General features: G+C 47.9%; 5 protein-coding genes. 2 read left to right on the top strand and 3 right to left on the bottom strand.

Translation table 11 applies throughout. The features are described from left to right. Positions 1–4,098, top strand: a complete 4,098-nt coding sequence (locus tag BGO59_RS09455) for an amino acid adenylation domain-containing protein (protein ID WP_293683374.1) — start codon at positions 1–3, stop codon at positions 4,096–4,098. 98 nt (positions 4,099–4,196) lie between these two features. Here BGO59_RS09455 and BGO59_RS09460 read toward each other — a convergent pair whose 3' ends face one another. Next, a complete protein-coding gene (locus BGO59_RS09460) occupies positions 4,197–6,737 on the bottom strand; it encodes a glycosyltransferase family 2 protein (RefSeq protein ID WP_293683375.1) in 2,541 nt (846 codons plus the stop codon). 170 nt (positions 6,738–6,907) lie between these two features. On the opposite strand from BGO59_RS09460, the gene BGO59_RS09465 reads away from it, so the two are divergent. Then, entirely contained in the window at positions 6,908–8,221 is a 1,314-nt protein-coding gene (locus BGO59_RS09465) for a glycoside hydrolase family 2 TIM barrel-domain containing protein (RefSeq protein ID WP_293683376.1), read from the top strand. 16 nt (positions 8,222–8,237) lie between these two features. On the opposite strand, the gene BGO59_RS09470 is transcribed toward BGO59_RS09465, so the two are convergent. Next, positions 8,238–9,677, bottom strand: coding sequence for an MOP flippase family protein (locus BGO59_RS09470; RefSeq protein ID WP_293683377.1), 1,440 nt, complete (start codon positions 9,675–9,677; stop codon positions 8,238–8,240). A 180-nt stretch (positions 9,678–9,857) separates the two neighbouring features. After that, positions 9,858–10,459 (bottom strand): gliding motility-associated C-terminal domain-containing protein (locus BGO59_RS09475; RefSeq protein WP_293683378.1); only part of this gene is annotated, 602 nt, incomplete at its 5' end.

Raw genomic sequence — 10,459 nt, forward strand, 5'->3', positions numbered from 1 at the left:
ATGGCGGAAAGCATTGCAAATGTAAACCTGATTGAAGTTGATTTTAACCCATTTGAGGGGCCTCAAATCGTGAGCCTGGCTCCGGCAACGGAGCCACAGATCGAAATATGGGCGGCCTGTAAACTCGGTGGCGACGATGCCAGTCGAGCTTTCAATGAGTCGATTTCGTTGCGGTTTCATGGGTTACTGGATCGACTTGCTTTCGAGAAAGCCTGGCAAGCGCTGGTGCGTCGTCATGAAGCACTCCATTCGGCGTTTAGCGCTGATGGGCGTCAGATGTGCATTTTCGACGAAGTACCTATTCCCCTGGATTACCTGGACAGTTCCGCTAAATCGAAGGTTGAGCAGGAACAGATTATTGCAGACTATGTCCAACAGGATGCGATCTATGTATTCGATCTGCTGAACGGCCCTCTGATTAAGGTGTGCCTGATCAAATTGTCGGATACAGATCATCATTTTACTCTGACAGGACATCATATTGTTTGTGATGGCTGGTCGTTAGGTATTTTACTTCAGGATCTGAGTGCGCTCTATTCAGCCTACGCCCGGCACCGCAATCCCACTTTACCTGAGGCCCCTGCCTATAGCCAGTACGCGCTTGAACAACAGCAGTTTGAGCAAAGTGAAGTCTATCGGCAGATCGAAAAATTCTGGCTCAATCAGTATAATGGTGCAATCCCCGTCCTCGAGTTGCCAACCGACTTCGCCCGGCCATCGTTACGGACGTATTCCATTGCCCGACGCGACCATCTGTTGAGCGACGCACTTGCCAGTGCTGTGAAAAAAATGGGTGCCAGGGCAGGGGCTAGTTTTGTTACCACATTAATGGCTGCTTTCGAGGTGTTTCTGCACCGGGTAACGGGTCAGGATGATATTGTGGTAGGCTTACCTACATCTGGGCAGTCAGCAACTGGCTATCTGGGATTGGTAGGCCATTGTGTCAATTTACTGCCACTCCGCAGCTTTCCCAGGCCTGAACTAAGCTTCCTGGAGTTTTTACAGCAACGCAAGGAGGGCATACTCGATGCATACGAACACCAGCGGCTGACATTTGGCAGTCTGCTGAAAAAGCTACCCATTGTCCGTGACCCTGCCCGGGTCCCTCTGGTTCCAGTCATCTTCAACGTCGATATGGGGCTTGACAATGGGGTAGATTTTCATGGACTCGATTATCAGTTTATCAGCAATCCGAGAGAATTTGGGGCTGTTGACCTCTTTCTGAACATAAGTGATGCCGCAACCGGCAAATCGTCTCTCGTATTTGAATGGTCCTACAATACCCAACTGTTCAAAGAAGCGACTATCGATCGGATGATGGCCGAGTTTGAACGGCTTCTGAAAGCTATTGTTGAGAATCCATCCATTCAGATTGAAGATATTCTGCTGGCCGATGGGGACGATCAGAGCAGAAAACTGGCCACCTGGAACGATACGGCGGCAAACTACCCAAGGACGGCTTCGTTACATTCGTTACTGGCACAAACGGCTAAGGAATTTGCAGACAAACCAGCGCTGGTATTTACCCAGTCAACGGAACGCCAAACGTTCACGTATCAGGAACTTCATGAACGGGCTAATCAGCTAGCGCAGGCCATTCAAAAACAGTGTTTAGGAACAACAGTCAATGGGAGTGCGCCCGTAGTGGGGGTCGTTCTGGATCGTACGCCCGATCTGGTTATTACTTTACTAGCTGTTCTGAAAGCCGGTGCCGCCTACGTGCCCATCGACCCTGAATATCCGCATGACCGTATTGCGTTTATGCTAGCGGATTCGTCAGCTAGCTTGCTGATTACATCGAAGAAATACCATTCGGCCGGTCATACAACGTACCCGACTTCGGGCCAGCCAGCGAACCAGACGAAGGTTGTGTTGCTGGAAACCTTACTGGATGAACTGGACCAGTATTCCAAAGAGGCTCCAGCGGTTGAGGTAAATGGTAACGATCTGGCCTATATTCTCTATACTTCAGGTTCGACCGGCAAACCCAAAGGCGTTCTTATTGAGCACCATAATCTGGTCAATTTACTGTACAGCATGATAAGCTGGCCAGGTATCACTAAGGACGATAAACTGCTGGCTGTCACGACGGTTTCGTTCGACATTGCCGGGCTTGAGTTATACCTGCCCATTCTGGTGGGGGCAACGCTGGTATTGGCCGATTCTGAAACAACAAAAGATGGCCGAGCTCTTCTAGAGACTGTTTCGTCTTTTGATATTAGCCTCATACAGGCTACCCCCATCACCTACAAAATGATGCTCGCGGCTGGTTGGGAGGAGCGGTTGCCGTTGAAGATTCTGTGCTGCGGAGAGCCTATGTCGAAAGATCTGGCCCAGAAACTAACGGCTCGTTGTGGATCGCTCTGGAATATGTATGGCCCAACCGAAACGACCATTTATTCGACCGGAAAGCAGATTTTAGCCAGCGACGAGATTATTACGATTGGGCGGCCTATTCAGAACACCCAGGTCTATATTCTGGACGAACACCTGAATCGGTTGCCTGAAGGGAGCGTAGGAGAAATTTACATTGCTGGCGATGGAGTTGCCCGAGGCTATCTGAACCGTCCTGAGCTGACGCGAGAAAAATTCGTTCCGAATCCGTTCAGTACGTCGAAAAAAAGTACCATGTACCGAACGGGCGATTTAGGTAAGTTTATGCCCGATGGCGAAATCCATTGCCTGGGGCGTATCGACCAGCAGGTGAAGGTACGCGGCTACCGGATTGAGTTGGGCGAAATAGAGCATGCTCTGGTAACGCAGGAAGGGGTAAGTGAAGCTGTGGTTGTTGCTCGTGAAGATCGCCCTGGCGACCAACGATTGATTGCTTATCTGGTGACCACCCCCCCATTGAGCGAAGGCGCGTTCAGGAATCAGATTCTGATTTGGCGACGGCAGTTGCAGGAAAATCTGCCATCTTATATGGTCCCGACAGATTTTGTGAGCCTGGCTCAGTTGCCTATTACGCCAAACGGTAAAATCGACAAAAATGCACTGCCTAAGCCTGCTTCCATGCTGGCTGTGGAACATAGAACGCACACGGCTCCATCGACCGAAACGGAAAAGCTGATTGCGGTAATCTGGCAGGAAGCGTTGATGCTGGATCAGATTGATATTGATACCGACTTTTTTGAACTGGGTGGGCACTCGATGATTGCTGTTCAGGTAATGACCCAACTGGAAAAGGAAACCGGAAAGCGGCTTCCCTTATCTATTCTGCTGACCTATCCGACGGTTCGAAAACTGGCGCAACTGTTACAAACAAACGAAAAGCCAACAACCTGGACATCGCTGGTGCCCATCCGGCCAGAAGGCAATAAAGACCCTCTGTATATTATTCATGGAATTGGTCTAAATCTGTTGAATTTCAGTAGCTTGATAAGCTATCTGGATCCAGAGCAGCCTATTTACGGGCTCCAGGCAAAGGGACTAGATGGCAAAGATGAGCCGCTCGATAAGATGGAAGACATTGCCGCTTTCTATCTGAGCGAAGTGCTGGAACAAAATCCCAATGGTCCGTATGCAATTGCTGGCTATTCGTTTGGTGGCTATGTGGCGCTGGAGATGGCCCGGCAATTGAAAGCGATGGGGAAAGAGGTGAAAATGCTAGCTATGTTCGACACCAATGCACAGGAGTCAGATATGAATCGCTCGATGGGCGACTGGCTAATGCGAAAAGTACTCCGCCAGTTCCCGAAATTAATCTGGTTCACCAGATCATTGATCCAGAAACCTATTCAGACGCTCAAATACCAGCAGGGGTATGTTGAATGGAAATTCGATTCATTACTGAAAGCAATGGGTTTGCGTGAGGAGCCAGAACCAGAAGTAGGATTGGAACATCTGAATAAAATCATCGAAAAGCATGAGTACGCGTTTTCGCATTATACCATGAAGCCCTACGACGGTATTATTGATCTTTTTAAGGCTCAGGTTCGCCTTTACTTTGTCGATGATAGTAAGTTTCTGGGCTGGAAAAAATATGCTAAAAAAGGAGTGCGCGTGCACAGTGTGCCGGGTGATCATCAACTGATGCTCCTGCCGCCAAACGACAAAGCCTTTGCTGAAGCCCTGCAACGGGCACTTGATCAGGCATAAACGCCTGGATAATAGAACACGGATTTTCAGGATTCCTATGATTTACACTGATCATAGGAATCCTGAAAATCCGTGTTCTATTTATCGTTAACGATCCCTTACTGACTTCGTTTTAACTCGTCAGCCTGTTGTGGATTAAGAACTAAGCCGCGTACTTCAGGATATCGCTCCGTGATAATAGTCAGCGCATTATGTAGCCATTCCTGCTCCTTCATGCCCGATGTATTGGTGCCACAATGCGTAACCAAAATAGGCTTTTGGCGGATGTTGTAATCTATATGTAGCCGGATTGTATTGTGCATCAACTGATACAGGGCTGCAAAGGAATGGATCTGGCTGTCGTCGTTCGAAAGCGGCTTATTGGTAATGTTGAGCCCTATCCAGTCAATCGAATCACCGCCAGGGTAGTAATCAACAACCGTAGATGGCTGCGTAGGACACCACACCCATACGATGTTGGTCAATTGCTGCTGTCGACAAAATGTTACCAGGTATTGCCAGGCCTTCTCATATAGTTTGAGGGTTGCTTCTTGCCGGGTGCCCCACTGGTGGGTAGTATCATCAAATTCAGGGGCGAAACAAATGAGTAGTGGTTGATTATAGCGTTTCAGGTTATTCGTAAACGTTAGTAGTTGGTCATTGTATGTACCCTGGCAGATGCGTTGCAGAAATGATTGCAAAATCGTCTCTGAGTTTTCTGAAAGACTTGTAAAAGTTGGTTCCAGGTAAAGCAATGGCAATTGACGGGATGCTATTGACAAGGTCGGCCAGTTTAATGCATGGTCGCCAGTAGTGGACCAGGTCAGGTGTTGAGGAACAATAACTTTGTCGGGCACAGGAATCGATTTATGAACATTGTTCCTGGCTGGGTCCAGCCCATAATAAAACGATTGGGTAGTAGCGTATCGGAGATCGAACGGAAGCCGGGCTGTTTTTTTACGACTGGTATACGCTACCAATCCGGTTGTGGCAATCAGTAAGACGACAAATAAGGGGATGGCTGAAAAGCGAAGCCACCGATAAAGGCCATACCGGATATGCCAGAACGCAATCCGTAATGGCCAGAAGACAGGTCGTTGAAATGAGATTCGGGGGGCTATCCACGTTTTCATACGGGCTAGCCACACTTCCTGACCGATCAGCACATTCAGTGACAGAATAACCACGTTGAGTAATCCGAAGCCAATCATGAGCTGGGAGTATATGTTACTGACAGCAAATCGGCCGTAATGATAAATGCTGTAACCAATAGCGCCCAGCGTCAGAATAATCATCAGCAAATTAGGGAGGCACAGCACTAGATTGTTCCGTGGCTGGTCGCGCTTGGGTGTTGGCAGATAAGGGACTTCAACGCGGAAAATGGTGTAAATCAGTCCTAAAACGTACACCCACCAGGTACCACTGCTTAAAATACCTCCGAAGATATGAAAGCCTGCTTCGTGTTTTTCGATCAACCATCGTTGCGAATACTGTCGAATCAGAAAAGCCGTCAGCAAAAGAGGCAGATAGGCCGTGGCGAATAATAGAAGATCCACGTGAACTGGAAGCCGCATCGTTACCAGCGAAATGATCGGTATCAGTAAATCAAGCAGTTGTACAATGCCCAGGAGGTAATACAACGGCATTGTCAGGTAGTGAAGGCGTTGCCGCCACGACAACTGACCAATGATTCGTGGATAGGTAGTTACCAGCAGTTCAAACGTTCCCCTCGACCACTTAAGCTGTTGCTTGAAATAAGCCGACAACGTGCCCGGCACCAGACCATAGGAGAGGGGCATGGGAACATAGGCCGATTGCCACCCTTTGGCGTGTAGAAGCATCGCCGTGTGCATATCTTCGGAGAGGCCGGGAGCATGCCCACCGATGGTGTCGAGCGCGTCTCTTCGAAAGGTACAGTTCGCCCCAATAGCCTGGGCTGTTCCATAATTCCCCATACAGGTCATCATGGGGCCATAAAACGTATACGTCTGTTCAGCGGCCCCGTAGGCAACCAAACTCTCCTTGTGGTTATAATACCCTTGTACACACTGAACAAAGCCAATAGCCGGATCGTCGAAGTGGGGCAAAACGTGGTCCAGGAAATCAGGGGCTGGTACGTGGTCGGGGTCAATCACCAGACAAATTTCGCCCGTGGCCTGCTGAAGCGCATGGTTGATATTACCTGCTTTAGCGTCTTTTTTGTCAGTGCGTGTAACATGCTGTACACCCAATTCTGCACAAACTCGTCGTAGGTAAGGGTCATTGGCTTCGTCGCAGAGGTATGTTGTATGCGGATAGGACATCGCCTGAATGGCTCGCAGGGAATTGATGACCATGTCGTGCGGCTCGCCGGGGCAGTAGGTTGTTAACACATCGACTCGCCATGTCCGGGTAGAGGGAGGTACAACCAACGGTTTCACCTGCCAGTAATGGTACCATTCGTGGAGCAGTCGGAAGAGCTTGAAAAAGACCGACACGGTTAACATGCCAAATAACCAGCCATAGCCCCGGTTTCCCGGCTGAAGATATACGGCTAAAAAGGCGGTAATAAAGAAAAGACCGGCAATGATCAAAATCCGAATAGGCTGCCTGTCGCTTGGCTTATAGGCAAAGTTATAGGCAGCGTTCGGCGAACGGTGAAGGTGAGTAAGCCAGTTCATATGGGTTAGATTCGAACGGTGCCGCACGAATTTGGTTTTGTCAACGGTCTGGCAACCAGGTAAATAGTAAACCGTGATTTTGTATTCGTATGGCGTAATTCGTATCTTTTATGACTTTAAAAAATATCCTGAGTCAAAATAGGAGACGGATAAATTTTGATACTGGATTGATGCGTACGGGTTTACTAGTATTCAGTCTACTGGCGGGCCATCTACTGTCGGGTTGCCATGGGTCAACGGCTACTGACAATGAAACTTCCTCGACCGTTAAGCCAACGGCTATTCACTGGACTGGGCAATCGTATGAGTTGTTGCGAAATGGGAAACCTTACTTTATTCAGGGGGCGGGTGGCAAGAGCCATTTTGAACGCCTGAAAGCCTGTGGAGGAAACTCAATCCGAATCTGGGACGACCTCGACGCCGATCAGATTTTGGCGCAGGCGCAACGGCTGGACCTTACCGTACTCTTTGGAATTTGGGTAGGTAAAGAAGCGGATGGTTTCGATTATCATGATCGCCAGGCAGTTGATCAACAATTCGAACAGATCCGAAAAACGGTACTGAAATACCGCAATCACCCGGCCTTGTTGATGTGGTGCGTGGGGAACGAGTGGGCGCAGGACGCCAATAACTTTGGTGTTTTTGACGAGGTCAACCGCATTGCGGCCATGATTCATGAACTTGATCCCGATCATCCGGTTACGACTGCCATTGCACCCGATAGTGGTCGCGCTATCTGGCTCGTTCGCGAGCGATGCCCTGAAATTGACATCCTTTCGTTTAATGTGTACGGGACCATATCATCAGTTAATCAGTACCTGAAAGAAGGCGGTTGGACTAAGCCGTACCTAATCTCAGAGTTTGGTGCTAAAGGATATTGGGAAGAGCCGCGTACGCCCTGGGAAACGGCTATTGAACCAACTAGTCAGCAGAAGTACGAATTTGTCAGACAGACCTATCCGCAATACATTGGTTCCCGGCCTCCCAATTGCTTAGGGTCGTATATGTTTTACTGGGGCAGTAAGCAGGAGGATACCCATACCTGGTTTAGTATGTTCGATGAACAGGGTCGGGAAACTTCCCTGGTTGGACTTATGCAGGAACTTTGGACGAAACAAGCGACTGATAATCAGACACCTGTTATCCGGCAAATACGTATTGATGGGGCAATTAAAATGAGTATCCAATGGTCAGGAGCCGAACGCGTTCATCAGGTTCAGGTACTGGCTACCGATGCGGATAACGACTCGCTGGCGTATCATTGGGAAATTAAACCGGCTGCCCGACTAACCGCTGATTATATTGATACGCCAATCCAGGCTATTGATGGCCTCTTTACCTCAACTGGGCTAAATACAATTCAATTCATACTGCCTGCCAAACCAGGTGCATATAGGCTATTTGTGTTCGTTTACGACACTCACCAACATGTGGCCACTGCCAATGTGCCATTTTTAGTGAAAGGAGAAAAAACAGTTCAGTAACTCCGATAAAAGTGCCCTACAAAAGCCCCTGTCGGTAGGCTTTTATCTGGTCGAAGGAAAGCTTATACGCCAGGGTGAGAACGGCATAAATGGCACCCCCGATAGCAATTTCAGCGAACGCATTGATGGGCCCTGAATACCCAACAAGCATTTTATAGATACTGATAATAGCCACCATAATCAGGCAGAAGGTGACAGGCTTGGCAATGTTTTTCAGGAAGTCGCTGAAAAAGTCGCCAATCAGGTAGTTGACCATTCCAAAATTCACAAGCATATTCAGGAAGGTAGTTAGCAGGAAGGCGATGGCAATACCCATAACCCCCCAGTATGTGCCAAAAAGGTATACTAAGGGGATCTTGACGATCAGTGTCCCCAGGTTAAGGTAAAACAGCAGACTTGGCTTCCCTTTCGTAAAGGCTACGGTATAGAGTGGGTGGCTCAGGCAGATAAAAATGCCTACAAACACGAAAATTCGGATAAGTTCGATGCTTTTTTCCCATCCTGGTCCATAAATTAATGGAACAACCGTATCGGCCGTAATGAAGAGACCTGCCAGAAGGGGCAAATTGCAATAACTGATAAAATCCAGAATTTTTAGATACGATTTCCGAAGCTCGGACGTGTTTTCTTTCATACGCGCCAGAATCGGATAGGCTACCTGTAGAATGATTGGATTGAGTTTCATGATCGGAAATACGCAGAGCTGGTAAGCTACCGTGTAATACCCCAGCATTTTAACCCCCAGCATTCCGCCCAGAAAAATATTGTCGGTATTGGATTGAACATAGCCAAGGAGTCCATCGCCCATGTTATAAACCCCGAAGCGAAGATGTTCTTTAATTGTATGGATATTAAAGTACAGTTTGGGAATAAAGAACTTTAAACCGAACGCAATCTGCAATATAGATCGGGTGGTTTGTGATACGAGCGATCCAATGATGAGCGATAACTCATGGTAACCATTATAGGCCAGGGTAACCGTAACCGCCGTTCCTAAAACCGAACCCGTAATGTCGATGATGGCAACCGATTTGAACCGTAGTTCTTTTTCGAGCAAAAACATATAGATCTGCCCGAAATACACAATCACGAAGTAATACGACGATAGATTGAGTACCTGCGCTAGTTTGGGTTCGTGATAAAAAGCGATAATGGATGGGCTACTGAGATGAATAACAATGAAAATCACAAACCCCACCAGCAAATTCAGGTAGTAGAGAGTCGATAATACATTGCGGTCGCTTTCCTGCTTGTAAATAATGGAGTTAGCAAAGCCCAAGTTCGCGAAAACCTGAAAAAAGGCTAGAATCAGGTTACTTACACTGACTATACCAAAATCGGAAGGCGCTAATACGCGAGCCAGAACGGCCACTTGTATGAACTGAAAAAGGGTAGCGATACCCGTCGAAACGGTAATCCACTTTCCCCCATTCATTGCCTTTTGTGTATTACTCATTTACTATTGTATGGGTTAGTAAGTCGTACTGGTTGATGAATTTCTACTGCCAGGTCTCATTCGATAATAACTGCTGATCTGGCCTTCGCAACGTAACAGACTTCTATATTAAGACGTCGTTTTCTTCTTCATGTAACACCTGATGTGCTTTCATTGAGTTACTGGTATAGGTGTGGTCGCTCAGCGAACCAGAACAACGCGACCGGTTTGGCTGATTTCTCGTTTAGGTTGAGTCACGGATTGATACGTAACGATCCAGGTATAGGTATCGGCAGGGCAGGGCGATCCGTTGAAGGTGCCGTCCCAGGTTTCGGCTGGATTCTGACTGCTGAAAATTAAATTTCCCCACCGATTGAAGACACGGATACGGAATGCGTTTGACGTTTTGAGTTGAGTGAAGAAAGCCAGCCTATCGTTCATGCCGTCATTATTTGGGCTAAAGGCATCAGGAATATAAACGGTTTCGGGTTGATTGGGGCACTCGCCACATTGTCGCACCTGAAAATCGTCGAGGGCCATATCGTTTCCGCAGCCATAATCTCCCTGATTATTAATTAATTTGATCACAATATCCTCGGTCGATGTCGGTGCCGTAAATAATACTGAGCAACGGCGCCAGGTAGGCGAATCCGTTTGTGGAATCTGACCAATGGTGAGGCTCTGAATGACAAGCCCTTCTGAGGTTTCGATGCTGATGGATAAGTTTGGAATCAGTGCATTCAGGCAGGTTTCGGTACGAAGTAGGTTCATAACCCAGAACGAAACCTCATACGAAGTTCCTT

Source organism: Spirosoma sp. 48-14 (assembly GCF_001898575.1).
Taxonomy (GTDB): Bacteria; Bacteroidota; Bacteroidia; order Cytophagales; family Spirosomataceae; genus Spirosoma.